This window comes from Microbacterium meiriae, assembly GCF_040686935.1.
Taxonomy (GTDB): domain Bacteria; phylum Actinomycetota; class Actinomycetes; order Actinomycetales; family Microbacteriaceae; genus Microbacterium; species Microbacterium meiriae.
On sequence record NZ_JBFBMF010000002.1, the window covers coordinates 248,092 to 274,149 of the forward strand.

22 protein-coding genes and 1 tRNA gene are annotated in these 26,058 nt (G+C 70.1%); 11 read left to right on the plus strand and 12 right to left on the minus strand.

Features of this window, described 5'->3' with window-relative positions; translation table 11 throughout:
* The first annotated feature begins 40 nt into the window (after nt 1-40).
* The 5 genes from dusB (at nt 41) to AB0P08_RS06575 (ending at nt 5,421) form a co-directional block, all read left to right on the plus strand.
* Complete coding sequence (gene dusB / locus AB0P08_RS06555) at nt 41-1,195, plus strand: tRNA dihydrouridine synthase DusB (protein ID WP_363588895.1); 1,155 nt, start codon at nt 41-43, stop codon at nt 1,193-1,195.
* Nucleotides 1,185-2,570, plus strand: a complete 1,386-nt coding sequence (locus AB0P08_RS06560; RefSeq protein WP_187661647.1) for a deoxyguanosinetriphosphate triphosphohydrolase — start codon at nt 1,185-1,187, stop codon at nt 2,568-2,570. The genes dusB and AB0P08_RS06560 overlap by 11 nt, the downstream gene beginning before the upstream one ends.
* Nucleotides 2,570-4,438 carry a DNA primase gene (gene dnaG / locus AB0P08_RS06565; RefSeq protein WP_363588897.1) on the plus strand — a complete coding sequence of 623 codons (1,869 nt, stop codon included), beginning with the start codon at nt 2,570-2,572 and terminating at the stop codon, nt 4,436-4,438. Before AB0P08_RS06560 ends, dnaG begins: the two co-directional genes overlap by 1 nt.
* Nucleotides 4,439-4,474: 36 nt before the next feature.
* Nucleotides 4,475-5,248 carry an ATP-binding cassette domain-containing protein gene (locus AB0P08_RS06570; protein ID WP_363588899.1) on the plus strand — a complete coding sequence of 258 codons (774 nt, stop codon included), beginning with the start codon at nt 4,475-4,477 and terminating at the stop codon, nt 5,246-5,248.
* 97 nt (nt 5,249-5,345) lie between these two features.
* Nucleotides 5,346-5,421, plus strand: a tRNA-Asn gene (locus AB0P08_RS06575).
* Between the two features lie 118 nt (nt 5,422-5,539).
* Here the strand turns inward: AB0P08_RS06575 and AB0P08_RS06580 are convergent.
* The gene (locus tag AB0P08_RS06580; protein WP_363588901.1) at nt 5,540-6,976 is read right to left on the minus strand and encodes an APC family permease; all 1,437 of its coding nucleotides are present in this window, start codon (nt 6,974-6,976) and stop codon (nt 5,540-5,542) included.
* 46 nt (nt 6,977-7,022) lie between these two features.
* The gene (locus tag AB0P08_RS06585) at nt 7,023-8,120 is read right to left on the minus strand and encodes an alcohol dehydrogenase catalytic domain-containing protein (protein ID WP_363588903.1); all 1,098 of its coding nucleotides are present in this window, start codon (nt 8,118-8,120) and stop codon (nt 7,023-7,025) included.
* Between the two features lie 114 nt (nt 8,121-8,234).
* Here AB0P08_RS06585 and AB0P08_RS06590 point away from each other — a divergent pair, with 114 nt between their 5' ends.
* Entirely contained in the window at nt 8,235-9,647 is a 1,413-nt protein-coding gene (locus AB0P08_RS06590) for a PucR family transcriptional regulator (protein ID WP_363588905.1), read from the plus strand.
* Nucleotides 9,648-9,711: 64 nt separating this feature from the next.
* Here the strand turns inward: AB0P08_RS06590 and AB0P08_RS06595 are convergent, their stop codons facing one another.
* Together AB0P08_RS06595 and def are read right to left on the minus strand one after the other, a co-directional pair.
* A complete protein-coding gene (locus AB0P08_RS06595; RefSeq protein ID WP_071329492.1) occupies nt 9,712-10,227 on the minus strand; it encodes a hypothetical protein in 516 nt (171 codons plus the stop codon).
* Between the two features lie 116 nt (nt 10,228-10,343).
* Complete coding sequence (gene def, locus AB0P08_RS06600) at nt 10,344-10,910, minus strand: peptide deformylase (protein ID WP_363588907.1); 567 nt, start codon at nt 10,908-10,910, stop codon at nt 10,344-10,346.
* Nucleotides 10,911-10,971: 61 nt separating this feature from the next.
* On the opposite strand from def, the gene AB0P08_RS06605 reads away from it, so the two are divergent.
* The gene (locus AB0P08_RS06605; protein WP_363589660.1) at nt 10,972-12,012 is read left to right on the plus strand and encodes a DMT family transporter; all 1,041 of its coding nucleotides are present in this window, start codon (nt 10,972-10,974) and stop codon (nt 12,010-12,012) included.
* Here AB0P08_RS06605 and pgl read toward each other — a convergent pair.
* The 6 genes from pgl to tkt are packed head-to-tail and all read right to left on the minus strand — an operon-like array spanning nt 12,006 to nt 20,103.
* A complete protein-coding gene (gene pgl / locus AB0P08_RS06610) occupies nt 12,006-12,785 on the minus strand; it encodes a 6-phosphogluconolactonase (protein ID WP_187661640.1) in 780 nt (259 codons plus the stop codon). The two genes, AB0P08_RS06605 and pgl, sit on opposite strands and share 7 nt — an antisense overlap.
* 5 nt (nt 12,786-12,790) lie before the next feature.
* Nucleotides 12,791-13,726 (minus strand): glucose-6-phosphate dehydrogenase assembly protein OpcA, encoded by a 936-nt coding sequence (locus AB0P08_RS06615; RefSeq protein WP_187661639.1) that lies wholly within the window; start codon nt 13,724-13,726, stop codon nt 12,791-12,793.
* Nucleotides 13,723-15,273: a glucose-6-phosphate dehydrogenase gene (zwf, locus tag AB0P08_RS06620; protein ID WP_363588909.1), complete on the minus strand. Its 1,551-nt coding sequence runs from the start codon at nt 15,271-15,273 to the stop codon at nt 13,723-13,725. Before zwf ends, AB0P08_RS06615 begins: the two co-directional genes overlap by 4 nt.
* A 20-nt stretch (nt 15,274-15,293) precedes the next feature.
* Complete coding sequence (locus AB0P08_RS06625; RefSeq protein ID WP_363588911.1) at nt 15,294-16,901, minus strand: phosphoglucose isomerase-related protein; 1,608 nt, start codon at nt 16,899-16,901, stop codon at nt 15,294-15,296.
* Nucleotides 16,898-18,010 (minus strand): transaldolase, encoded by a 1,113-nt coding sequence (tal, locus tag AB0P08_RS06630; protein WP_187661636.1) that lies wholly within the window; start codon nt 18,008-18,010, stop codon nt 16,898-16,900. The genes AB0P08_RS06625 and tal overlap by 4 nt, the downstream gene beginning before the upstream one ends.
* The gene (gene tkt, locus AB0P08_RS06635) at nt 18,007-20,103 is read right to left on the minus strand and encodes a transketolase (RefSeq protein ID WP_363589662.1); all 2,097 of its coding nucleotides are present in this window, start codon (nt 20,101-20,103) and stop codon (nt 18,007-18,009) included. Before tkt ends, tal begins: the two co-directional genes overlap by 4 nt.
* A gap of 248 nt (nt 20,104-20,351) precedes the next feature.
* Here tkt and AB0P08_RS06640 point away from each other — a divergent pair, with 248 nt between their 5' ends.
* The gene (locus tag AB0P08_RS06640) at nt 20,352-21,257 is read left to right on the plus strand and encodes a heme o synthase (protein WP_187661634.1); all 906 of its coding nucleotides are present in this window, start codon (nt 20,352-20,354) and stop codon (nt 21,255-21,257) included.
* Here AB0P08_RS06640 and AB0P08_RS06645 read toward each other — a convergent pair.
* Both AB0P08_RS06645 and AB0P08_RS06650 read right to left on the minus strand, forming a co-directional pair.
* The gene (locus AB0P08_RS06645) at nt 21,203-21,688 is read right to left on the minus strand and encodes a hypothetical protein (protein ID WP_363588912.1); all 486 of its coding nucleotides are present in this window, start codon (nt 21,686-21,688) and stop codon (nt 21,203-21,205) included. The genes AB0P08_RS06640 and AB0P08_RS06645 overlap by 55 nt on opposite strands.
* Before the next feature lie 68 nt (nt 21,689-21,756).
* A complete protein-coding gene (locus AB0P08_RS06650; protein WP_363588914.1) occupies nt 21,757-22,878 on the minus strand; it encodes a COX15/CtaA family protein in 1,122 nt (373 codons plus the stop codon).
* Between the two features lie 231 nt (nt 22,879-23,109).
* On the opposite strand from AB0P08_RS06650, the gene sufB reads away from it, so the two are divergent.
* The 3 genes from sufB to AB0P08_RS06665 are packed head-to-tail and all read left to right on the plus strand — an operon-like array spanning nt 23,110 to nt 26,057.
* Nucleotides 23,110-24,528: a Fe-S cluster assembly protein SufB gene (sufB, locus tag AB0P08_RS06655; RefSeq protein ID WP_136052486.1), complete on the plus strand. Its 1,419-nt coding sequence runs from the start codon at nt 23,110-23,112 to the stop codon at nt 24,526-24,528.
* Nucleotides 24,529-25,734 carry a Fe-S cluster assembly protein SufD gene (gene sufD, locus AB0P08_RS06660; protein ID WP_363588916.1) on the plus strand — a complete coding sequence of 402 codons (1,206 nt, stop codon included), beginning with the start codon at nt 24,529-24,531 and terminating at the stop codon, nt 25,732-25,734. It abuts the gene before it with no gap.
* Nucleotides 25,731-26,057, plus strand: a complete 327-nt coding sequence (locus AB0P08_RS06665) for a non-heme iron oxygenase ferredoxin subunit (protein WP_025103649.1) — start codon at nt 25,731-25,733, stop codon at nt 26,055-26,057. The genes sufD and AB0P08_RS06665 overlap by 4 nt, the downstream gene beginning before the upstream one ends.
* Nucleotide 26,058 lies beyond the last annotated feature (1 nt).

The following is a 26,058-nucleotide window of genomic DNA, read 5'->3' on the forward strand; positions in this document are numbered from 1 at the left end:
GCATCCCCACCGGCTCCGGGTCTGGGAGAATGGACACGCCATGACTGTCGCCACCGCCCCCGCCCGCCCGCTCCGCATCGGCCCGATCGACCTCGACGTGCCGGTCGTCCTCGCGCCGATGGCCGGGATCACGAACACGGCGTTCCGGCGCCTGTGCCGGGAGTACGGGGCCGGCCTGTACGTCAGCGAGATGATCACGTCGCGCGCCCTCGTCGAGCGCAACGAGACCACCATGCGGCTGATCCGGCACCACGAGTCGGAGACGCCGCGCTCGATCCAGCTCTACGGCGTCGACCCGAAGACCATCGCCGAGGCCGTCCGCATCATCGTCGCGGAAGACCACGCCGACCACATCGACCTCAACTTCGGCTGCCCGGTCCCCAAGGTGACCAGGAAGGGCGGCGGGGCGGCCCTGCCGTGGAAGTCGAAGCTCTTCGCGGACATCGTCGATCAGGCGGTGAAGGCCGCCGGCGACATCCCGCTCACGGTGAAGATGCGCAAGGGCATCGACCGCGACCACCTCACCTTCCTCGACGCCGGCCGCGCCGCAGAGGATGCGGGAGCCGCAGCCGTCGCCCTGCACGCGCGCACCGCGAGCGAGTTCTACTCCGGACACGCCGACTGGAGTGCGATCGGCGAGCTCAAGCAGGCGGTGACCAGCATCCCCGTGCTCGGCAACGGCGACATCTGGTCGGCCGAGGACGCCGTGCGGATGATGGCGGAGACCGACTGCGACGGCGCGGTCGTCGGCCGCGGATGCCTCGGACGGCCGTGGCTGTTCGGGCAGCTCGCCCTCGCCTTCGGCGGAGAGGGCAAGACGGTCAATGCGACCCTCGGCTTCGTCGCCGACGCCTTCCGCCGGCACGCGGAGCTGCTCGTCGAGTTCTTCGAGGACGAGGACCGCGGCTGCCGCGACATCCGCAAGCACGTCTCCTGGTACTTCAAGGGCTACCCGGTCGGCGGCGACATCCGGACGGGTCTGGCGACTGCGTCGAGCCTGCAGGAGATCGACGACCTCCTCGGACGGCTCGACCGTGCGGCACCGTACCCTGGTGCGGACGCCGAAGGGCAGCGCGGACGCGCGGGGCACCCGAAGAGGACCGCTCTTCCGGAGAAGTGGCTGGAGTCGCGCGAGCTCGCCTCGTCGGCCTCGGAGATGATGCGTGGAGCGGAGATCGAGAACAGTGGCGGATGACCCCCGGGTCGGCGCACGCGCCGACGGCTATGACGCGCGCGACGCGGAGCGCTTCTTCGCGGAGACCCATCGCTCGGAGCGGGACGATTTCGCCCGCGACCGTGCCCGGGTGCTGCACTCGGCCGCGCTGCGACGGCTCGCCGCGAAGACCCAGGTGCTCAGCCCCGCCAGCACGGCCGACTTCGCCCGCAACCGCCTGACGCACTCGCTCGAGGTCGCCCAGGTCGGCCGGGAGCTCGCCGCCGCCCTCGGGGTCTCGGCGGATGTGGTCGACACCGCGTGCCTGAGCCACGACCTCGGTCACCCGCCGTTCGGTCACAACGGCGAGCGGGCGCTGAACGAGTGGGCTGAGGCCATCGGCGGCTTCGAGGGCAACGCCCAATCGCTGCGCATCCTCACGCGTCTGGAGGCGAAGGTGCTCGACGGGGGCGGCTCCTCCGTCGGTCTGAACCTCACGCGGGCAACGCTCGACGCGACCTGCAAGTACCCGTGGACGGTCGACAGTCCCGTCCCCGACCCGGGGGGCCGGCTCAAGTTCGGCGTGTACCCGGAGGACGAGGCCGTGTTCCGCTGGATGCGCGACGGAGCGCCGGGGCGGCTGCGCTGCATCGAGGCCGAGATCATGGACCTCTCCGACGACATCGCCTATTCGGTGCACGACTTCGAGGACGCGATCGTCAACGGCTACGTCGACGTCGCGCAGCTCGCCGATCCCGCTGCCCACGAGGCCCTGCTCAGCCGGATCCAGCAGTGGGTCGGTTACGACTTCACGCGTGATGAGCTCGCCGATGCGCTCTACCGGCTCGCCTCGCAGCCGATGTGGCTGGCGTCCTTCGACCGCTCCCGACAGGATCTCGCGCGGCTCAAGAACCTCACCAGCGACCTCATCGGCCGGTTCGCACGGGCGGCGGTCTCCGCCACGCGCGAGGCGTTCGGAGGCACGCGGCTGGTCCGCTACAACGCGCATGTCATCGTGCCGCGCGTGGTCGAGGTCGAGATCGCGGTGCTCAAGGGGATCATGGGTCAGGCGATCGTCACGATCGACGCCAGGAAGGGTGTCTACAAGGAGCAACGGCGGGTGCTCAAGCGGCTGGCCGACGCCCTGTGGTCCACCGACACCCTGTGGTCTGCCGGCGCCGACGTGCTGGAGCCGGCGTTCGCTGCCGACTTCGTCGCGGCGGAGAGCGATGCGGAGCGGGCGCGGGTGGTCGTCGATCAGATCGCGAGCCTGACCGATCAGAGCGCGATCGACTGGCACAACCGGCTGGTCGGGGAGATCGACCCGGCGGAGGTCGGCATCTGGACGCCGCGTCATGCGCGCCCCGGCGCGCGCACGCCCGTCGAGAGGCGGCCCGTCGCAGAAGGCGCGCGCTGATGCCCCGCATCCGTCAGGCCGACGTCGACGAGGTCAAGGCCCGCACCAACATCGCCGACATCGTGGGGGAGCGAGTCGCGCTCAAGTCCGCGGGGGTCGGTTCCCTCAAGGGCCTGTGCCCGTTCCACGACGAGAAGAGCCCCAGCTTCCACGTCCGCCAGCAGGTCGGCTACTACCACTGCTTCGGATGCGGGGAGTCGGGCGACGTCTACTCCTTCCTCCGAGCGATGGATCACGTCAGCTTCACGGAGGCGGTCGAGCGGCTCGCGGGCCGCATCGGCTACACACTGCACTACGAGGACGGGGGCGCGGCGCCGGAGACGAGCGGCCGCAGCCGGCTCTACGCGGCGAACACGGCCGCCGCGGAGTTCTTCCGCTCCCAGCTGCTGTCGCCCGATGCCGAGGCCGCCCGCCGATTCCTCGGGGAGCGCGGTTTCGACGCGGGCGCGGCGGCGCACTTCGGCGTCGGCTTCGCCCCGCGGGGCTGGGACGGCATGCTCAAGGCGCTGACCTCCCAGGGATTCACGCGGGAGGAGCTGAGCACCGCGGGCCTCGTATCGACCGGACAGCGCGGCGTGTACGACCGGTTCCGGGGGCGCCTGGTCTGGCCGATCCGGGATGTGTCGGGGCAGACGATCGGCTTCGGTGCCCGCAAGCTCTTCGACGACGATCAGGGCCCCAAGTACCTCAACACCCCCGAGACACCGATCTACAAGAAGGCCCAGGTCCTCTACGGGCTCGACCTCGCCAAGCGCGACATCGCGCGCGGCGACCCCCGTCGGGTCGTCGTCGTCGAGGGGTACACCGACGTGATGGCCTGTCACCTCGCGGGCCTGACGACCGCGGTCGCGACCTGTGGGACGGCGTTCGGCGCCGAGCACATCAAGGTGCTCCGGCGGGTGATGGGCGATGACAACGCGTCCGGTGAGGTCGTGTTCACGTTCGACGGCGACGAGGCGGGACAGAAGGCCGCACTGCGGGCGTTCACGGAAGACGACAAGTTCAACGCCCAGACCTTCGTCGCGGTCGCGCCCGACGGTCTCGACCCGTGCGACCTCCGGCTGCAGCGCGGCGACGCGGCGGTGCGCGGCCTCATGGACGCGAAGCAGCCCATGTTCGAGTTCGCGATCGACCGCAAGCTCGCCGGCTTCGATCTCGCCACCGTCGAGGGCAGGGTCGGTGCTCTCCGTGCCGCGGCCCCGATCGTCGCGGAGATCCGCGACCGGCTGCTGCGCCCCGGGTACGAGCGGCTGCTGGCGCGCCGGCTCGGCATGGATCCGACGGAGGTGCACGGGGAGGTGGAGCGTGCCGCCCGTGGGGCGCAGTCCGCCGCGCCCCAGACGCGTCGTGAGAGCACGCCGCGGGTCGACCCGTCCACAGGCGCTCCCGTGGTCGCTGCGGTCACACTGGCCAGCCTGCCCCGCTCACCCGACGTCGCCGTGGAGCGCGACGCGCTCATGGGGGCTCTGCAGTACGGACACCAGGTCGATGCGGCGCTGCTGACCCGGGCTCTCGGCGAGCCGTTCCGCACACCCGGCCTCGACGCGGTGCGCGAGGCGGTCGCGGCCGCGCCCGACCGCAGCCGCCCCGGATGGGTGACGGACGCGGTGAACAGTGTGCGCGAGCCCTACCGCTCTCTCGCCGGCGAGCTGTTGATGACGCCGTTCCCGGCACGGGATGAGGCCGGTGCGGTGGCCTCCGCGACCGATCTCGCGCGACGCCTGGTGCTGCGGCAGCTCGAGCACGAGAAGCAGGAGCTGCTGGGCGCGGTCCAGCGCGTCCCTGCGGACTCCGACGGCGGGCGCGCGCTGCGGGTGCGGCTGCGGGACATCGACGTGGAGCGCCAACGCTTCTTCGCCGAGTCGTAACCGGAACGGTCCCGGACGAGACGGCAGGATGGACATATGCCCCGCACGCCCGAATCCTCGAACGCGATCGAGTGCTCCGATCTGGTCATCGACCGGATCGGTCACGGCGCGCCCAATCGCGCGGTCGACGGCGTGACGTTCTCGCTCGCTCCCGGGGGGCTGATCTGCGTCGCGGGACCGACCGGCTCGGGCAAGTCGACCCTCGTCGCCGCGCTCGCGGGCTCGACCGATCCCTCGGTGCGCGTCGTCGGCGGCCGGGCACAGGTCTGCGGCATCGACATCCGCCGCCCAGGCCGCAAGCACCGCATCCTCACCTACCGCACGGGCTTCGTGCCCCAGGGCGCCGGGGCGGACCTGCGGCCGCAGCTGACGGTCAACGAGGTCATCGCCGAGCCGATCCTCATCCGGGAGAAGCGCGTCAACACCCGCGCGCTCTCGATCCGCGTGGCGACGCTCCTCGATGAGCTCCACCTGCCGCTCGGGACCGCGGCGAAGTTCCCGTACGAGCTCAGCGCGGGGATGCGGCAGCGCGTCGCGATCGCCCGCTCGTTCGTGCTGGAGCCGCGCGTGCTCATCGCCGACGAGATCCTCGCGAACCTCGATCTGGAGGTGCGGCCGGTGGTCTTCGACGCCATCACCCGGCGTCGCAAGGAGGAGGGGATGGCTGCGCTCCTGGTCACCAACGACGCGGACTTCATCCGGGAACTCAACGCTGAGACGCTCATGCTGCGTGGGGGCCATGTCGTCGCGCGCGGCGTCGGGAAGGACCTGCTGTGGGTGCCCAATGCGGAGTCGGATTCACGCCGCTGAGCGCGACACGCCCGACGGCCGCGGAAGGTGCCCCGGTGTCACGAACCGCGTCCGGAGTTTGCTAAGCTTGACGAGTTGCCCGCACAGCGGCGCACATTCCTCGGTAGCTCAATTGGCAGAGCAGCCGGCTGTTAACCGGCAGGTTCTTGGTTCGAGTCCAAGCCGGGGAGCCAACGAGAGAAGCCCCCTTCACGGAGGGGGCTTCTCTCGTTCCCGGACCGCTCGGCGGCGCGCCCGGACACAGGAAGAGCCCCTCCTCGCGGAGGGGCTCTTCCTGTCGGGGAGGACGGTTCAGCCGACGCCCTCCATGGCACTCGTCTCGGTGTTGCCGATCCGGGCGATCACGTCAGGGCGGCGACGGGCGAGGTAGGCGTACCGGGTCAGCGCGAGGGCGACGGTGACGAGGAACACGTACGGGATCACGTTGTACGGGAAGGCCGGGACCGGCCACACGTTCGCGAAGAAGACGTACGCCATCGTCACGACGGCGACCGTCGCGCAGACCTTCACGAGACTGTTCCGCATCTTCGCCCGCTGCGTGTAGACCACGCAGGCGATGGCGACGAGGGCGTAGGCGACCATGTAGCCGTAGGTGCCCCAGGTGTTGACCCAGACGAGGATGTCGCCCGTCGCGGCTCCCGCGACCAGCAGCACGATGTCGACCGTGATCGCCGCAGCACCGGCGAGGATGAGCACGCGGTGCGGCGTGAGGTGCTGCTCGTGCGTGCGGCCGAAGCGCTCGGCGACGACGCCTTCCTTGCCCATCACGTAGACGATGCGGCCGATCACGTTGAGCGGGGCGACGACCACGGCGAAGAACGACGCGGACACGCCGAAGGTGAGCACGGCCGCGAACCAGCCCGGCATGCCGATGAGGGCGGACATGCTCTCCAGCGGGCTCGCGGCGGTGGCGAGGTCGTCGCCGAGCACCGCGATCTGCGTGTAGGCGGCGAAGACGTAGAGCACGCCGACACCGAGGGCGCTCCACATGATCGCGCGGGGGATCGCCTTGTACGGCTCCTTGGCCTCGCGCCCCAGGGCGTCCGCGGAGGAGAAGCCCACGAAGCCCAGGATGCCGAGCACCATGCCGGACGCGATGCCCTGGAACGAGGAGCCGGTCGCGAGCACCTGCGCGGGGTCCCAGGCGGAGGGCCCCGCCCACGCCAGTGCCGCGATCAGCAGCACGAGGATGATGCCCACCGACAGGAGCTCGAGGACGAGCGAGACCCGGGCGGAGAGCCGGATGCCGCGGATCGTGAAGAGGGTCGCCAGGCCGCCGAGCAGGATCGCCAGGCCGACATCCCACCCCAGGCCCTGCGCCGGCAGGCCCAGCATGCTCAGGAACTGGCCCATGTAGCTGACCGAGCCGCTGAGCGAGGCCGCCGCGATGCCGAAGCAGCCGATCAGCAGCGTCACGCCGGCGAGGAAGGCGCCGAACGGCCCGAGACCCTTGGAGACGTAGGTGTAGAGCGAGCCGGCGGAGGCATGCTTGCGGGCGAACACCACCACGCAGTACCCGACGCACAGGATCACGATCGTGGCCAGGGCGAAGGCGTAGATGGTGCCGTTCCCGGCGCCGAGGAAGATGGCGGCGGCCGTGAAGGCGATGACGGCGCTGGGGGCGATGTTGGCGATGGCCTGGGCGGCGAGCTCGGGCCCGCTCATGACGCCGGTGCGGAGGCCGGCATCCTGCGGGGCGCCGGGCGGGGCGACGACGGTGTCTGACATGGTTCTCCTGGATTCGGGTTTCAGGGATGGGAGCCGCGCGTGGCGGTCAGGGGATGAGGAGGGTGCGCAGTGCCGAGCCGCCGTCGAGGTCGTCCAGCGCGGCGGCGGCATCGGACAGCGGTCGGCGGCCCGAGATCAGGGGATCGATCTTCAGCTGCCCGTCCATGTAGCGGTCCACGAGTGCGGGGACGTCGATCGACGGTCGCACCGAGCCGTAGTTCGAGCCGAGGATGCGCTGGTCGGCCTCGGCGAGGACGAGCGGCTCGAACGAGGCACGCGCCCCTGTGGGCGGCAGGCCGACGATCACGGCGGCGCCGCCGAGTCCGAGCATCTGGATGGACTGCTCGGTCGTGGAGGTGCGCCCGATCGCGTCGAAGGCGTAGTCGACGCCGTCCGGGATGAGCTCGCGCAACTGGGCCACCGCGTCGCCCTGGGAGGCGTCGATGCGATCCGTGGCGCCGAACTGCAGCGCCATCTGCGTCTTCTCCGGGCGCACGTCGATCGCGACGATCCGCTCGGCGCCGGCGAGACGGGCTCCCTGGACGACGTTGAGGCCGACGCCGCCGCAGCCGATGACGGCGACGGTCGACCCCGGCTCGACGGCGGCGGTGTTGAGAACGGCGCCGACACCGGTCGCGACGGCGCAGCCGACGACGGCGATGACGTCGAGGGGCGCGTCGTCGCGGACTTTCACGGCTCCGGACGCGGGGACGACGACCTCTTCCGCGAACGACGAGACACCGAGGTAGTGGTGCAGCTGCTCGCCGTCGAGGCTCAGCCGGGAGGTGCCGTCGAAGAGGACGCCCAGCGGCGCGACCACGGTCGCGACCTTCTGGCACCGCGCCTCGTGGCCGGCGCGGCAGTACCGGCACTCGCCGCACGGCGGCACCCAGCTCAGCACCACGTGGTCGCCGACAGCGAGGGTGGTGACGCCTTCGCCGAGCTCGGTGACGACGCCGGAGCCCTCATGGCCCATGACCAGGGGAGCGGCCGCATCCCACTCGCCGCGCTTGACGTGCAGGTCGGAGTGGCAGACGCCGGCAGCGGCGATGCGCACGCGCACCTCACCGGCGCGGGGCGGGGCGAGGTCGACGTCGACGAACTCGATGGGCGACTGGGGGTCGCGGAAGACAACAGCTTTCATGACATCCTTCGGGAAGTGGGGATGCGCACGATGCTAGGAGAGAGCGGAACTCCTCGGCATCCGACAGATATGTGAAGACAACGGCTGCTCTTCGACAATCTGTATGATCGGAGGGTGGCTCGTGACGTCGCCTCGGTGGCCCGATATCTCCGCGCGGAGCTGCTGCCCGGCGCCGTTCCCGGTGCGCGGCCCGTCAACGCGGTCGTGCCCCTCGACGACTTCGGTCCACCGGTGGATCCGCTCCATGCGACGCTCGTCGTGGCCGAAGAGACCGCGCTCCTCGGCGTCGCCGGCGACCGGCGCGCCGCGTTGGGGGAGGCCGTGGCGGTCACGAGCGACGACAGCCCCCGTCTTCGCGAAGCCGTGCGGGACGCGGGGATCACGGCGATCGTCGGGGTGCCGATGCCGCCGTCACTGCTGGTCCCGACGCTGACCTCGCTCCTCGCGGTCGATCAGGCGGCGGAGGCTCGCGCCATCACCTCGGCGATGCGGGTGCTCACGCTGGCGGCGCGACGCAGCGGCATCACCGGCGTCATCGCCGAGCTCGCGCACCGCATCGACGGGTGGGCGGTGCTGCTGGACCGGCACGGTGAGGTCATCACGACGGCGGGTGCCGGAAGCCTGCACATCGACGACGCGATCGCGGTCGCCGTCGGCAGGCCGGTGCGGGTGCGGCATCGCGCCCTCCAGGTGCACCCGGTCGGTCCCGGTCAGGACATCAGCGCGCAGCTCGTGACCGCTCCGCGTAACGACAGCTCCGGCCGTGGTCGGGAACTGAGTTCGCAGGCCGCGGCGCTGCTCGATCTGCTCATGCGCACGAGGGACAGCAGTCAGCTGGAGCGCCTCGGCCGCTCGATGATGTTCGAGACCGTGCGCGAGGGAGGGGAGGAGGCCACTCGTCTGCTCCGCCGCTGGGGCGTGCACGAGCGCGTGCTGGTGGGGTTCGCCCTCGCCTCCCGGACCAGCGGTGTCGACGTCGAGCATCTGCTCGGCCTCTGGCTCGACGAGCTGGGCGCGGAGCACGTCTTCACGTCGCAGCGGGGAATCGTCCAGGGCGTCGTGCGCGAGGACCATGCCGACCAGATCGCGCATCGCGCCAGGGCGTTCGCCTCGACCCTCTATCTCGGCCTCGGCCGACCGGCGGGCACCGATGCTCTCGCGCGCAGCATCGACGAGGCGCGGCACGCCTGCGAAGCCGCGCGCACCGGGGGCGAGCGCGTGGTCCGCTACGAGGCCATCCCGACGGTGTCGTTCGTGCTCGGGGCGCTGGACAGCGATCAGACCGGCCGCCTCGCCCGACTGCTCGATCCGCTGCGCGCCGCCGAGAGGCCGGCCGAGCTGCTGGACACCCTCCGAGTGTTCCTCGCGACGAACGGAGCCTGGAGCGAGAGTGCGGCGCGACTCCGCATCCACCGGCAGACGCTGACGACCCGCGTCAGACGGATCGAGGATCTGATCGGACTCTCCCTGAGCGATCCGGATGACCGCGTCGCGGCGTGGCTCGCGCTGCGCGCCTCCGACGACTGACCCACGACCCGGACGACGAGGGGCCCCGCCTGATGGCGGAGCCCTTCGTGGAGATGCCGTCGGATCAGCGTGCGGCGCCCTTGAGCGATCCCTCGACCTGGCCGGCCGGGTCGATGATGATGCACTGGATCACGCGGTCGTTGGCCTGCTCCCACGAGTCCTTGCTGGGGGTGAGCGTGGTCACGTCCAGGGCGGACTCCTGGTAGGAGACGCCGACGAAGGAGGTGTACGCGTCGCCGATGCAGCCCTCGGAGGCGGCGCTGATGGCGTCCTCCGAGTAGTCGCCGTCGTCCATCTTGATCTCGTAGAAGACCTCTTCGTCGTGGGGCTCGGAGCACGGCACGACGTTCGCGTCGGTGAGCATTCCGGAGCCGGTCTCGAGCATGCAGTCGCCGAGCTTCACCGAGAAGACGTCGATGTTCGCGCTCTCGGTGACCTGGCCGGTCTCCTCGTCGCGGTCGGCGTCGGCGCGACCGCCGCCGAGGATGCTGTTGATCGCGCTGCAACCGGTGAGGGCGAGCGAGACGGCGACGGCCGAACCGGTGAGCACGAGTGCGCGACGGGTGCGCGACTTCATCATGGATTTCCCCTTCAGAGCGTGACGCGGGGCATGCTGAATATCCCCGCCGCGAACACGCTATAGTGCCCGGAGTCTATGACGCAACTTGAAGGATGCTGTGCGTGGCCTGAATGCGGTCAGCCCTCGAGGTCGTCGACGCCGGGGAGCCAGCTGGCACCCGGTCGCCCCCAGCCGCGCTTGCGGGCGATCTTCTGCGTGGTCTTCCAGTCGGAGTCCGAGAGGCGATCGACGTAGAGCACGCCGTCGAGGTGGTCGAACTCGTGCTGCATGATGCGGGCGCGCCAGCCGTCCACCTCCAGCGTGACGGGGCCACCGTCCAGGTCCGTCGCCGTCACGCGCACGCGGTCGGACCGGCGCAACGGGAACCGCTCGCCGGGGAAGGACAGGCAGCCCTCGGACTCGAGCTCGGGGTCGGGAGCGCCCGGTTCCGTCGGCGTCATCCACAGTTCCGGATTGATGAGCACACCGCGCCACGGCTGGTCGTCGTCGTCGACATAGGAGTACGTGTAGATCCGCAGAGGCACCCCGACCTGCGGAGCGGCGAGGCCGACGCCGGGCGCGGCGTCCATGGTCTCGAACATGTCCGCGACGAGGGTGCGGATCTCGTCGGTGATGGCCTCGACGGGGGAGGCGGGGGAGTGCAGGACGGGATCGCCCATGATGCGAATCGGAAGGACAGCCACGTCACAACCCTAGTCGGCGGCACTCTCCGGGTAGGGTCGTACTGTGAGCGCAGGGGTGTGGATGGGGACGGTCGAGGACGTCGGCGACCAGCTGGTCGGAGCGTTCCAGAACCCCGGCCTGCTCCTGGGCATCCCGCTCGCCCTCGCCGGCGCGGTGTTCATGTCACTCGGGGCGCAGTATCAGCACCGCGGCGTGGAGAAGGTCGAGCGGCTCAGCGGCTCCGACGGCGCCGCCGGCCTCAGCTTCGATCAGCTCAAGCGGCTCTTCACGCGACCATCGTGGGTGGTCGGGACGCTCATGCTGGGTCTTGCGATCGTCTGCCAGCTCGCCGCCCTCGTCAAGGCGCCGCTGATCGTGGTGCAGCCGCTCGGTGCCATCGCGCTGGTCATCACGACGTTGCTGAACGCCCGCATCACCGGCCACGCTCCCACGCGGCAATCCCTCACGGCGATCCTCGCCTGTGTCGGCGGCATCTTCCTGTTCGTGTTCTTCGCCGCGATCTACGCCACGGAGAAGGAGGTCACGGACCGCGAGCTGTTCGTCATCCTCGCGATCCTGCTCGTCGTGATCATCGTGCTCGGGGCATGCTGGCTGATCCTCCGGCACCGGATGCGGGCGCTGTTCTACATCATCGGCGCCGGCATCCTCTACGGTTTCGTCGCCACCCTCGCGAAGGTCATCATCAAGCGGATCGAGGCGGGCCAGTTCGAGTGGATCACCGCGGTCTGCCTGCTCGCGCTGCTCTCGGCGGGCGCGGTGGGTGCGTACTTCGTGCAGACCGCCTACAGCTCCGGTCCCCCTGACCTCGTCATCGCGGGCCTGACGGTCGTCGACCCTATGGTCGCCGTGCTCATCGGCATGCTCGTGCTCGGCGAGGCCGCGGCGGCGCCGTGGTGGGTCTTCATCATCTTCGGAGTCGCCGGCGGCATCGCCGTCTGGGGTGTCGTCGGGCTCGCCCGGTTCCATCCGCAGGTCCTCAGCGAGAGCCAGGACCTCGGCATCACCAGGGGGAGTGATCCCGTGGCCCCGCCTGCGGCGCCGTCACCGGGCGCACCGGAACAGCCGGACCCGCGCGAGACGCGCGACCCCGACGCTCAGTAGGCCTGGTCGATGAGGTCGGGTGAGACCTCGGATGCCGCCGCCTCGTCGACGAAGAACACCGTCCGCTTGCGCCCCTTCGCCCCTGCTGCCGGAACGCTCGTGTAACTGGCGCCGGCGAGAGCGAGGCCCAGCGCGGAGGCCTTGTCGGCACCGGTCAGGACCAGCCACACGCGCTTGGAGGCATTCAGCACAGGGCGGGTGAGGGTCACCCGCTCGGGCGGAGGCTTGGGGGAGTCCCGCACCGGGAGCGCCGCGGCGTCGGTCACGGTGACCTCCTCGCGGTCCGGGAAGAGCGAGGCGATGTGACCGTCGGGACCGACGCCGAGGAAGCACACCGCGAACGACGGCCACGGGTGCTCCTCGGTGCCGAAACGGGCGAGCTCGGCGGCATACGCGGCGGCGGCTTGATCGAGGTCGAGTCCGCTGTCGGAGCCGGCGACCTCGTGCACGTTCTCCGCCGGGACGTCGATGTGGTCGAGCAGCGCCTCTCGGGACTGGAGAGCGTTCCGGTCCGCGTCGTCCCGAGGGACGTACCGCTCGTCGCCCCACCAGAAGTGGACGAGCGACCAGTCGATCTCGGCGGCTCGCGGATTCTCCCGTACAGCGCGCAGCACGGCGCCGCCCATCGACCCGCCCGTCAGGGCGATGTGAGCCAGCCTGCCGTTGCGTGTGCGCGCGCGGACGCGGGTGAGGAAGCGATCGGCGACCCGGAGGGCGAGGGTGGTCGGGGTGGATTCGACCACGACCCGCTTCTCTGCGGACGATCCCGGCATCGAGGTCACTCTCCTGTCTCGGGCGGACCGAGTTTCTCCCAGCCCTCCGTGATCACTCGACCGTACAGGACGTCGGGGTCGAGCCGGCGCAGCTCCTCGGCAAGGCACTCGCGCAGCGTGCGCCGCGGCAGGTGGAGGTCGTGATCGGGCTGGTCGGGCTGGGTGAGCACGGCCACACCCGGCGACGGCCGCTCGAGCAGGATGTCGCCGGACTCGCGCGTGAGGCGCACCGACTTGATGCCCTCCTGCCAGTGCTCCGGGTCCTCGTACGACCACCGGACCGGGACGTCGAGTGCCATCTGCAGCCAGGCGGCGAGCAGCGCCGTGGACGGCGAGGCGCTCGCCCCGCGGACCTCGACGGCGGTGATGGTCTCGTACGGCGGCTGGTCCAGCACCGCGGCCAGCTGCTCGCGCCAGTGCGTCAGGCGCGTCCAGGCCAGGTCGGTGTCGCCCGGGGCGTGCGTGCGCCCGAGGAGCGCGAGCCGGTCGCGGACGTCGGGGGACGTCGCGGCGTCGGTGATCCGGCGCTGGGCGATCCGGCCGAGAGGCGACGTCGCCGGAGCGGTGGGAGCCTCATCCGGCCACCACGCCACCACCGGCGCGTCGGGGAGGAGCAGACCGGTGAGGAGGCTCTCCTCGTTGCTCGCGGCGTCGCCGTGCGCGTGCAGCACGACGACCTCGCTCGCACCGGCGTCGCCGCCCACGCGGATCTGCGCGTCCAGTCGGGACTCGCCGTCGCCGGTGGTCAGCACGATCACGCGCATCGGGTGCTCGCGCGACGCATCGTTCGCGGCGTCGATGGCGGCCTCAGCGACCCCCTTGCGGGCCGAGATGACGAGGGTGAGGACGCGGCCGAGGGCGACGGCGCCGCCCTCCTCGCGCACCTTGACGAGCTGCTTCGCGACCTGGCTGACGGTCGTGTCGGGAAGGTCGATGATCACGGGCGTCTCCAGACTCGTCCGTCGCGGGCCAGCAGGTCGTCGGCCGAGGCCGGTCCCCACGAGCCGGGCGCGTACTGCTCCACTGAGCCGCCCTGGGCGGCCCAGTACTTCTCCACCGGGTCGAGGATCTTCCAGGAGAGCTCGACCTCCTCGTGCCGCGGGAACAGCGGCGGATCCCCCAGGAGGACGTCGAGGATCAGACGCTCGTACGCCTCCGGGCTCGCCTCCGTGAAGGCGTGGCCGTAGCCGAAGTCCATCGTCACGTCGCGGACGTTGGTGCCGTTGCCCGGCACCTTCGAGCCGAAGCGGATCGTCACGCCTTCATCGGGCTGCACGCGGATCACGAGCGCGTTCTGACCGAGCTCCGAGGCGTTGCCGCGGCCGAACAGGTGCTGCGGTGCGCGGTTGAACACCACCGCGATCTCCGTCACGCGTCGGCCCAGGCGCTTGCCCGTCCGCAGGTAGAACGGCACGCCGGCCCAGCGCCGGGTGTCGATCTCCAGCTTGATCGCCGCGTAGGTCTCGGTCGTCGACTCGGGGTCCATCCCGTCCTCGTCGAGGAAGCCGGTGACCTTCTCGCCGCCCTGCCAGCCTCCGGCGTACTGTCCGCGCGCGGTGGCGAGGGAGAGATCCTCCGGCACGTGCACCGCGGCGAGGACCTTCTCCTTCTCTGCTCGCAGATGCTCGGCGGAGAGGCTGATGGGCTCCTCCATCGCCGTGAGCGCGAGGAGCTGGAGCAGGTGGTTCTGGATGACGTCGCGTGCGGCGCCGATCCCGTCGTAGTACCCCGCGCGACCGCCGACGCCGATGTCCTCGGCCATCGTGATCTGCACGTGATCGACGTAGTTGCGGTTCCAGATCGGCTCGTACAGCTCGTTGGCGAAGCGCAGCGCGAGGATGTTCTGCACCGTCTCCTTGCCGAGGTAGTGGTCGATGCGGAAGATCGAGTCCGCAGGGAACGCGACCTCGAGGGCGGCGTTGAGAGCACGGGCCGACTCGAGGTCGTGCCCGAACGGCTTCTCGATGACGACGCGCCGCCAGCGCTCGTCGTCGTCCGCGTCCTCGCCCACGAGGCCCGAGTCCTTGAGCTGCTTCGCGACGAGCGGGAAGTCCTTCGGCGGGATCGAGAGGTAGTAGGCGTGGTTGCCCATGGTCCCGCGTTCCACGTCGAGCTTCTCGACGGTCTCCCGCAGCTTGCGGAAGGAGTCGGGGTTGTCGAACTCGCCGGAGACGAACCGGATGCCCTGGAGCAGCTGCGTCCAGGTCTCCTCGCGGAAGGGCGTGCGGGCATGCTGCTTCACCGCGTCGTAGACGACCTGGGCGAAGTCCTGGTCCTCCCAGTCGCGGCGGGCGAAGCCCACGAGCGCGAAGCCGGGCGGCAGCAGCCCTCGGTTCGCGAGATCGTAGACCGCCGGCATGAGCTTCTTGCGGGACAGATCACCCGTCACGCCGAAGATCACAAGGGCGCTGGGTCCCGCGATCCTGTTGAGACGACGATCGTCGGGGTCGCGCAGCGGGTTGTGCCCGCGCGAGATGGGTACAGACATCGGTGGGGGCTCTCCTGCGATTACTTCTGTGCGGCTTCGAAGAGGGCGAGCACGTCGTCCGAGGACTCGGTGATCGTCAGCGAGACGACGGGCCGTCCGTGCTCCGCGAGCACGCCCGCGTCGCCGGCCGCCTGCGCCTGGATGAGCTGCCCGAACGTGAACGGGCGGTCGGGGATCTCGAGGTCCACGTCCGTGCGCTCCAGGATCTGCAGGAACACGCCCTGCGCGGGGCCGCCCTTGTGGTACTGGCCCGTGGAGTGCAGGAAGCGCGGTCCCCAGCCGAACGTCGTCGGGCGCCCGGAGTCGGCGGCGACGAGTTCGCGCAGACCCTGGAGCTGCGGCACCTCGAGGCGGTTGACGTACGCCTGGATGGACACGTAGCCGTCGGCGGGGAGCTGCGCCCAGAGAGCGTCCAGCACGCCTTCGACCGTTCCCGACGCGGCGAGGGCGGGGTCGGAGACCCGGACCTCGACACCGTTCTGGACGAACGCGGGAGCCGTCGGCTCCGGGCGCGCGTCGAGCAGACCTCGGGCGGCGACCTTGGCCGACTCGACGTCGGGCTGGTCGAACGGGTTGATCCCGAGGAGGTGCCCGGCGATCGCCGTGGCGTACTCCCAGACGATGAACTGCGCGCCGAGCGTGCCGCTGACGAGGATCTCGCCCTCGTGCCGTTCGTGCAGGTGGAACTCGTTGGCGTCGTCGACGAGACGCACGATCTGGAGGTCGGCGGGGACCGGGTCCAGCTCCGGCGAGACCGGGAGCAGGACGACCGGGAGGATGCCCGTGCCCTCCTTGCCCGTGGACTCGGCGATCAGCTGCTCGATCCAGTCCGGCAGCCCCTTGATGTGCGTGCCGTCGGTGATCAGACCCAGCTTGTCGCGGCGGGGGCTCGTGGCGGCGATCGCGGCTCCGAGACGGAGTGCGGGGTTGTCGGCGGAGTCCACGGCCACCTCGAGCATTGAGGCCTCGGCCTCGTCCAGGAGCTCGTCGATGTCGACGCCGGCGAGTCCCGAGGGGACGAGACCGAAGGCGGTCAGCGCCGAGTAGCGGCCGCCCACGTTCGGGTCGGCGTTGAAGACCCGGTAGCCGGCCTCGCGTGCCGAGGTGTCGAGCGGGGAGCCGGGGTCCGTGACCACGACGATCCGCTCGGTGGGATCGATGCCGAGGTCGCGGAAGGCGGCCTCGAAGGTCCGGCGCTGCGAGTCGGTCTCGACCGTGGAGCCCGACTTCGACGACACGACGAGGACCGTCTCGGCGAGACCCTCGTCGAGGGCGGCGAGCACCTGACCCGGGGCGGTGGAGTCGAGGATGGTGAGCGGGACGCCGGAGGTCTGCGCGATGACCTCGGGAGCGAGCGAGGAGCCGCCCATCCCGGCGAGGACCACGCGGGTGACGCCCTTCGACGCGAGCTCCTCGCGCAGCGCGACGATCTCGGCGACGAGCGGGCGGGAGACCGAGACGGCCTCGACCCAGCCGAGGCGGACCGACGCCTCGGCCTCGGCGGCCGGGCCCCAGAGCGTGGCGTCGCCACCGGTGATGCGGGAGGCGACGAGGTCGTGGACCAGGGCCGGCACGGTCTCCTCGATGGCGACGCGCGCCGCGCCCGATGCGTGGATGGCGAAGGTCATCGCTGTGCCTCCAGAGCCTCGGTGACCTGCGCGAGCAGATCGTGCCAGGAGTCGATGAACTTCGCGACCCCCTCCTCCTCGAGCACCTCGGTCACGGCGTCGAAGTCGACACCCACCTCGGCGAGCCCGGCGAAGACCTCGCGGGCCTCCTCGTAGCCGCCGGTGATGGTGTCTCCCGTGACGACGGCGTGGTCGAACGTCGCCTCGAGGGTCTTCTCCGGCATCGTGTTGACGACGCCGTCTGCGACCAGTTCGGTCACGTACAGCGTGTCAGGGAGGTTCGGGTCCTTGACGCCGGTCGAGGCCCACAGCGGACGCTGGAGGTTCGCACCGAGCGCGAGGAGGTCCTGTGCGCGCTTCTCGGCGAACTTCTGCTCGAACAGCTCGTAGGCGAGGCGCGCGTTCGCGAGACCGGCCTTGCTCTTGAGCGCCTCCGCCTCGGGGGAGCCGATCGCCGACAGACGCTTGTCCGTCTCGGTGTCGACGCGCGAGACGAAGAACGAGGCGACCGAATGGATGCTGGACAGGTCGAAGTCACCGCTGTGCGCGCGCTCCAGTCCCGTCAGGTAGGCGTCGATGACCTCGGCGTAGCGCTCCAGGCTGAAGATGAGCGTGACATTGACGCTGATGCCGTTCGCGATCGCCTCGGTGATCGCGGGGAGCCCTGCCTTCGTGGCCGGGATCTTGACCAGGAGGTTGGGGCGGTCGACGGTCTTCCACAGCTCCTTGGCCTGCGCCACGGTGCCGTCGGTGTCGTGGGCGAGGTCGGGGGAGACCTCGATCGAGACGCGACCGTCGACGTGGCCGGACTCCTCCCACACCGGGCGGAAGACGTCGAGCGCGGCACGGACGTCCTGGGTCGTCGCGGCGAACACGGCGTCCTCGGCGGAAGCTCCGGACGCGGCGAGCTCGGTGACCTGCGCGTCGTAGGACGTGTCGTTCTTGTCCGTGATCGCGTTCGCGAAGATGGTCGGGTTCGTGGTGACGCCCACGACGTTGCGCGACGCGATCAGCTCGGCGAGGTTGCCGGAGGAGATGCGGGTGCGCGAGAGGTCGTCGAGCCAGATGCTGACGCCGGCGGCGGCGAGCTGGGCGGTGGGGGTGCTCATGCGTTCTCCTTGATGGTCTCGCGGGCGGCCGCGACGACGGCCTCGGTGGTGATGCCGAACTTCTCGAAGAGGGTCTTGTAGTCGGCGGAGGCGCCGAAGTGGTCGATGCCGACCGAGCGACCGCGGTCGCCGACGATGCCGCGCCACGTGAGCACGGAACCGGCCTCGACCGACACGCGTGCGGTGACGGACGACGGCAGCACGCTCTCGCGGTAGGCGTCATCCTGCTCCGCGAACCACTCCAGCGACGGGGCGGAGACGACGCGGACGTTCACGCCTTCGCCGGCCAGCACCTCGCGGGCGTTCACCGCGAGCTGCACCTCGGAGCCGGTCGCGACGATGATGACGTCCGGCGTGCCGCCGGGCGCCTCGGCGAGCACATAGGCGCCCTTGACGGCCTGGGCGGCGGAGGCGAACGTGTCGCCAGAGGCCTCGCCCTCGCCGCGCGGGAACACCGGGATGTTCTGGCGGGTCAGCGCGATGCCGGCCGGTCCCTCGTGGCGCCGGAGGATCTCGAGCCACACGGCAGCGGTCTCGTTGGCGTCCGCCGGACGGACGACGGCCAGGTTCGGGATGGCGCGCAGCGTCGCGAGCTGCTCGATCGGCTGGTGCGTCGGACCGTCCTCGCCGAGGGCGACCGAGTCGTGCGTCCAGACGAAGATGCTCGGCACGTTCATCAGCGCCGCCAGGCGCACGGACGGGCGCATGTAGTCGCTGAAGATGAGGAACGTGCCGCCGAAGGCGCGCGTCGGGCCGTGCAGCACGATGCCGTTGACGATCGCGCCCATCGCGTGCTCGCGGATGCCGAAGTGCAGCACCCGGCCGTAGGGCGTGCCCGACCACTCGTGCGTCGACCACTCGGCGGGGATGAACGACGGCGCATCCTTGATCGTGGTGAGGTTCGACTCGGCGAGGTCGGCCGAGCCGCCCCAGAGCTCGGGGAGCTGCGCGGCCAGCGCGTTGATGACCTGGCCGGACGCGGCGCGGGTGGAGACGTCCTTGCCGGCCTCGAAGACCGGGAGGGCCTCCGCGATGTCGGCGGGAAGCTCGTGCGCCTCGACGCGGTCCAGCAGGGCCTTGCGCTCGGGGTTGGCGGCGGCCCAGGCGTCGAACGACTCCTGCCAGGCGGCGCGGGCCTCGGCGGCGCGCTCCGCGAGGCCGCGGGTGCGCTCCAGCACGTCGTCCGCGACGACGAAGGTCTGCTCCGGGTCGAACCCGAGGACCTTCTTGGTGGCGGCGAGCTCGTCGGCGCCGAGCGCCGAGCCGTGGATCTTGCCGCTGTTCTGCTTGCCGGGTGCCGGCCAGCCGATGATGGTCTTGAGGATGATGAGCGACGGCTTGTCGCTCTCGCCCTTGGCGGCCTCGATCGCGGCGTGGAGCTCGGCGACGTCCTCGACGTATTCGCCGGTCTTCTTCCAGTCCACGGTCTGCACATGCCAGCCGTAGGCCTCGTAGCGGGCAGCCACGTCCTCGGTGAAGGCGACGTTCGTGTCGTCCTCGATCGAGATCTGGTTGGAGTCGTAGATGGCGATGAGGTTGCCGAGCTGCTGGTGACCGGCGAGCGAGGAGGCCTCGCTGGTCACGCCCTCCTGCAGGTCGCCGTCGCCTGCGATCACGTAGACGAAGTGGTCGAACGGGCTGGTGCCCGCCGCGGCATCCGGGTCGAAGAGGCCGCGCTCGTAGCGGGCGGCGTAGGCGAAGCCCACCGCGGAGGCGAGGCCCTGGCCCAGCGGACCGGTCGTGATCTCGACGCCCTTGGTGTGGCCGTACTCGGGATGGCCGGGCGTCTTCGAACCCCACGTGCGGAGCGCCTTGAGGTCGTCGAGCTCGAGGCCGAACCCACCGAGGTAGAGCTGCACATACTGCGTCAGCGACGAGTGGCCCACCGAGAGGATGAAGCGGTCGCGGCCGAGCCAGTCGGTGTCGGTCGGGTCATGCCGCAGCACACGCTGGTACAGCAGGTAGGCGGCGGGGGCCAGGCTCATCGCCGTGCCGGGATGACCGTTGCCGACCTTTTCGACCGCATCGGCCGCCAGGATCCGGGCGGTGTCCACCGCGCGTCGATCGATCTCGTCCCACTGCAATTCCGACACGTTCATGCCCTTTCCGACAGTTTCGAGGGCGCCGGTATTCCCTGGCGCATCCGCAACTTCCCTGGCGCATCCCGCATCGTCCGGGGACGGGCGGGTTTGTGCGCAGCACCGGGCGCGCGAGTGCTCTCAGCATAGCGGTGACGGTCCCGGCGGCCGGGGGCCGGAAGGCGCGGAAGGCGTCACGGCGTGTCATACACTGGAGAGGTTGTCCGGTAACGCGCGCGGAGGAGGCGATCGAGATCTCGACGATGTCTGATCAGACCGTACGGAAGTCGTCCATCGGTCGCACGGTGAGCGCCTACGTCACTCTGACGAAGCCCCGAGTCCTCGAACTCCTCCTCGTCTCGACCGTTCCGGTCATGTTCCTCGCGCAGGGTGGGCTGCCCGATCTCTGGCTGGTCCTCGCGACCGTCATCGGCGGGTCCATGAGCGCCGGTTCCGCCGGCGCGTTCAACATGTACCTCGATCGCGACATCGACGCGCACATGCACCGTACGGAGAACCGCCCGCTCGTGACCGGCGAGGTCAGCCCGCGCGGTGCCCTGATCTTCTCGTGGACGCTCGCGATCGTGTCGACCGTGTGGCTCTGGTTCACCACGAACTGGCTCACGGCGGTCCTGTCGGCCTCCGCGATCTTCTTCTACGTCGTGATCTACACGATGATCCTCAAGCGCCGTACCGAGCAGAACATCATCTGGGGCGGCATCGCGGGCTGCTTCCCGGTCCTCATCGGCTGGTCCGCCGTCACCGGATCGCTCGACTGGCCCGCCTTCATCCTGTTCCTGCTCGTCTTCCTCTGGACGCCGCCGCACTACTGGCCGCTGTCGATGAAGTACAAGGACGACTACGACGACGTCGACGTGCCCATGCTCGGCGTCACCCGTAACGCGTCGCAGGTCGGCCTGCAGGTCATCCTGTACGCGTGGGCCACGGTCGCCTGCTCGCTGCTGCTCGTCCCGATCGCCGGCATGGGCCTCGTCTACACCGTCTCCGCCCTGGTCTTCGGCGGCTGGTTCATCTACGAATCGCATCGCCTGTACAACCAGGCGGTGCGGGGGACCGAGGCGCGGCCGATGCGGGTCTTCCACGCCTCGATCACTTACCTGACGCTGCTGTTCGTCGCCGTGGCGATCGACCCGCTGCTGCCCTTCTGACCCTCGTCGGCCTGGGGCTCCGCGGACGCCGGCTCCGCATCGACCTGCGGCTCTGCGAACTCTGCGGCGGCGGCCGGGAGAGCGGGCTCCTCGCGCGGGACTGAGACCGTTTCGGCCGTCTCGTCCTGGATGATCGGCGCCTCCTGCTCGACGATCGGCGTGGCGGTGACGGGGGTGGCGACCAGCGTGCGCGCGGCGACGAGGCCGAGCGACAGGAGCAGGCCCACCAGGCCCGCGCCGAGGACGACGGCGCCGACGACGACGAGCGACTGACCGACGTACACCTCGACACCGGTGGCGGTGCCGTCCATCAGGGTCGTGGTCATCGTGCCGACCTGTCCGGCGATCATCCAGCCGCCGACCCCGACCGCGGCGAGGGAGACGACGATGAGGAGCCAGAACCCGGCGCTGCGGGTGAGTGTCTTGTTCATGTCGACCACGATGGTCGATGCGGTGATGAGCGCCCGGTGCGCGCGCTATGGATCGTCTGTGCGGCAGGTCAGTCGGCAGGGGCGGGTAGGACGGACGCGGTGCGCTTGAGGTGCAGCACGACGACGGTGTAAGTCGCGGCGGAGAGCGATGCCAGGACCATGTGGATGCCCACGAGCACGGGCGGAAGCCCTTCTCGCGCCTGCCAGACGCCGACGGCGACCTGCACGAGGATCGCGATGACGAGCACGAGCAGCCACCGGCGGGGCTCCAGGCGCAGGACCCAGGCGGACACCGTCAGGAAGAGTACGAGCGCGGCGAGGATGTAGCCCGGCCAGGAGTGGACATGGGCGAGGACCGTGGCGTCGAAGCCGCGGCGCAGCACGTCGGCGTCGCCGGAGTGCGGGCCCGATCCGGTCGTCAGCACGCCGAACAGGATGGTCACGGCCAGGGCGAGGCCGGTGATGTGCGTCACGATCGCGAACCAGGTGGGGACCGCCCGTTCGCGCGGTCCTTCCGGAGTCGCCAGCCGCACGAGGAACGCGGCGGTGATGCAGACGAGCAGGAGCGACGACGTGTAGTGGAACCCGACGATGAACGGGTTCAGGCCCGTGAGCACGGTGATGCCGCCGACCAAGGCCTGCGCGACGACGCCGATCAGCACGAGCCAGGCGAGGAGGACGAGGTCCCGCCGGGCGGGCGTCGTGCGGACCGAGTGGACCGCCGCCGCGATCACCGCGATCAGGAGCACGGCGGAGGCGACGGGGAACGCCGGGAAGTCGGTGAGCGAGACCAGGGCGAAGGCGACCGCCGCCCCGGCGAGACCGCCGACAGCGAACCACAGGGCGTTGATGAGCGCCCGTCGGCCGCTGATGGTGTGCAGGACGAGCAGGACGACGGCGATCGCGATGATCCCGACGACGCCGGTCATCAGCCGGTTGCCGAACTCGATCATCCCGTGGATGCCCTGCACCTCGACGATCGGGACGAGCGACTCGGGTGTGCACAGCGGCCACTCGGTGCAGCCGAGGCCGGAGCCCGTCAGACGCACCGCGCCGCCGGTGCCGATGATGATCGTCTCGCTGAGGAACGACAACCAGGCGAAGACGGTGAGCGCGCGACCCCAGACGGCGGAGCGGGGGGAGGGGGTCGCCCGCGTCGTCGAAGCGGTGGGGATGGTCGTCTCGGGCATAAGTCCTCCGGCCCGTCGAAGACGTGGCGCACGGCCCGTCCGTCAGGCGGAACCTGTAGAATCGGATTGTTGCGATGAGCGCTGACAGCGCTGAAGCATCGTCAACAGTTTAGGCGCGATGGAAGCGCCCGTGATGAGGGCCCACCAACGGCACCCGCTCCCGCAGACTCGACGGGGATCAGGTGTGTCGGGGCGGATGACACCGTTTGGGACCTGTGAGGAGAGTGTTGCATGTCGGATGTGCTGATCGACCGCCCGGAGCTCGATGGTCTGGGGGTGTACGAATTCGGCTGGCACGATGAGGATGCCGCGGGTGCCGTCGCCAAACGCGGGATCTCCGAAGAGGTCGTCCGCGGGATCTCGGCCCTCAAGAACGAGCCGGAGTGGATGCTGAAGACCCGCCTCAAGGGCTATCAGCTCTTCGGCCGCAAGCCGATGCCGACGTGGGGCGCCGACCTCAGCGACATCGACTTCGACAACATCAAGTACTTCGTCCGCTCCACCGAGAAGCAGGCGCAGAGCTGGGAAGACCTCCCCGAGGAGATCCGCGAGACGTACGAGCGCCTGGGTATCCCCGAGGCCGAGCGTCAGCGTCTCGTCGCCGGCGTCGCCGCGCAGTACGAGTCCGAGGTCGTGTACCACCAGATCCGCGAGGACCTGGAGCAGCAGGGCGTCATCTTCATGGACACCGACACCGCCCTGCGCGAGCACCCCGAGTTCTTCGAGGAGTACTTCGGCACCGTCATCCCGGCGGGCGACAACAAGTTCGCCGCGCTGAACACCGCCGTCTGGTCGGGCGGATCGTTCGTCTACGTCCCCAAGGGCGTGCACGTCGAGATCCCGCTGCAGGCCTACTTCCGCATCAACACCGAGAACATGGGCCAGTTCGAGCGGACCCTGATCATCGCCGACGAGGACAGCTACGTCCACTACATCGAGGGCTGCACGGCCCCGATCTACAAGTCGGACTCCCTGCACTCGGCCGTCGTCGAGATCATCGTGAAGAAGAACGCCCGCGTGCGCTACACGACGATCCAGAACTGGTCGAACAACGTCTACAACCTGGTCACCAAGCGTGCCGTGGCGCACGAGGGCGCGACCATGGAGTGGGTCGACGGAAACATCGGCTCCAAGGTGACGATGAAGTACCCGTCGATCTACCTGATGGGCGAGCACGCCAAGGGTGAGACCCTCTCCGTCGCGTTCGCCGGTCCCGGCCAGCACCAGGACGCCGGCGCGAAGATGATCCACATGGCGCCGTACACGCAGTCGTCGATCGTCTCGAAGTCGATCGCGCGTGGCGGTGGCCGTGCCGGCTACCGCGGCGAGGTCCGTGTCGACGCCGCCGCCCACCACTCCGCGAACACCGTCCGCTGCGACGCGCTCCTCGTGGACACGAAGTCCCGTTCCGACACCTACCCGGCGATCGACATCCGTGTCGACGACGTGCAGCTCGGGCACGAGGCCACGGTCTCCAAGGTCAGCGAAGAGCAGCTCTTCTACCTGCAGTCCCGCGGCATGCCCGAGGACGAGGCGATGGCGATGATCGTGCGCGGCTTCATCGAGCCGATCGCGCGCGAGCTGCCCATGGAGTACGCGATGGAACTGAACAAGCTCATCGAGATGGGCATGGAAGGATCGGTCGGCTAAATGGCGGCCTCGACGACAGCGCCCAGCGAGGCGCAGCACACGAACGCGCACATCGACCCGGCCGCCCAGGTGGCGGACGCGGGATACGTCCCGGTGCAGACCCGGTCCGAGCGCCCGCACTCGTTCGACCCGGACGACTTCGGCACGCCGACCGGTCGCGAGGTGAACTGGAAGCACACGCCGGTGGCCGCGCTCACGCCGCTGTTCCGCACCGCGGAGGGCGAGGAGGGCGTGCAGTACTCCTTCACGTCCGGCGAGCAGTACGTCGGCGCACCGCTCACGGCGGGAACCGCTCCGCGCGGCGAGGTCTTCCTCGCCGAGGACATCACCGCCGCCGTCGCGTGGCAGGGCGCCTCCGAGGCGCTGCACATCCGCATCCCGCGCGAGGAGGAGGTCGCGGCGCCGATCTTCGTGTCGCTCACGGGCACCGGAGCCGACCGCCGGGCGGATGCCCACATCGTGATCGAGGCCCTCGAGCACAGCTTCGCCACGGTGGTGCTGCAGCACAAGGGCTCGGCGCAGTACGCCCAGAACGTCGAGATCATCGTCCGTGACGGGGCGAAGCTCACGGTCGTCTCCGTGCAGCAGTGGGACGATGACGCCGTGCACGCGGCCGCCCACCAGGCGCGAGTCGCGGCCGACGCCACGCTCAAGCACTTCGTCGTGAGCTTCGGCGGCGGCGTGGTGCGCGTGAACCCGAGCGTCGAGCTCGCCGGTGCCGGCTCCGAGGGCTACCTGTACGGGCTGTCCTACGCCGACTCCGGCCAGCACCTGGAGAGCCAGGTGTACCTGCACCACAAGGGCCCGCACACGACCGGCGACGTGCTCTACAAGGGCGCGCTGCAGGGCGAGAGCGCCCACAGCGTGTGGATCGGCGACGTGCTCATCGGTGCGGATGCCACCGGCACCGACTCGTACGAGGCCAACCGCAACCTGGTGCTCACGGAGGGCGCGCGCGCCGACTCCATCCCGAACCTCGAGATCGAGACGGGCGACATCGTCGGCGCCGGGCACGCGAGTGCCACCGGCCGCTTCGACGACGAGCAGCTCTTCTATCTCCAGGCTCGCGGCATCCCGGAGGACGAGGCCCGCCGCCTGGTGGTTCTCGGCTTCCTCACCGACATCGTGCTGCGCCTTGGCATCCCCGACCTGGAGTCGGAGCTGCTGGCCGCCATCGAGGCCGAGCTCGCCGAGGTGAACGCGTGACCGCGCAGCGCGTCTGCGGCGTCTCCGAGCTGGAGCAGGACACGCCGCTGCGCGTCGAGCCGGACGGTGTGCCGATCACGGTCATCAAGGACGGCGAGGGCGTCATCCACGCCATCGGCGACACCTGCACCCACGGCGACATCTCGCTGTCCGAGGGCTTCGTGGAAGGCGACACGGTGGAGTGCTGGGCTCATGGCTCGGCGTTCTCCCTGATCACCGGCAAGCCCCAGAATCTCCCCGCATATGAGCCCGTTCCGGTCTACGTCGTCGAGATCGACGGCGACGACGTGCTCATCGATCCCGCTGTGACGAAGGAAGTCTGAA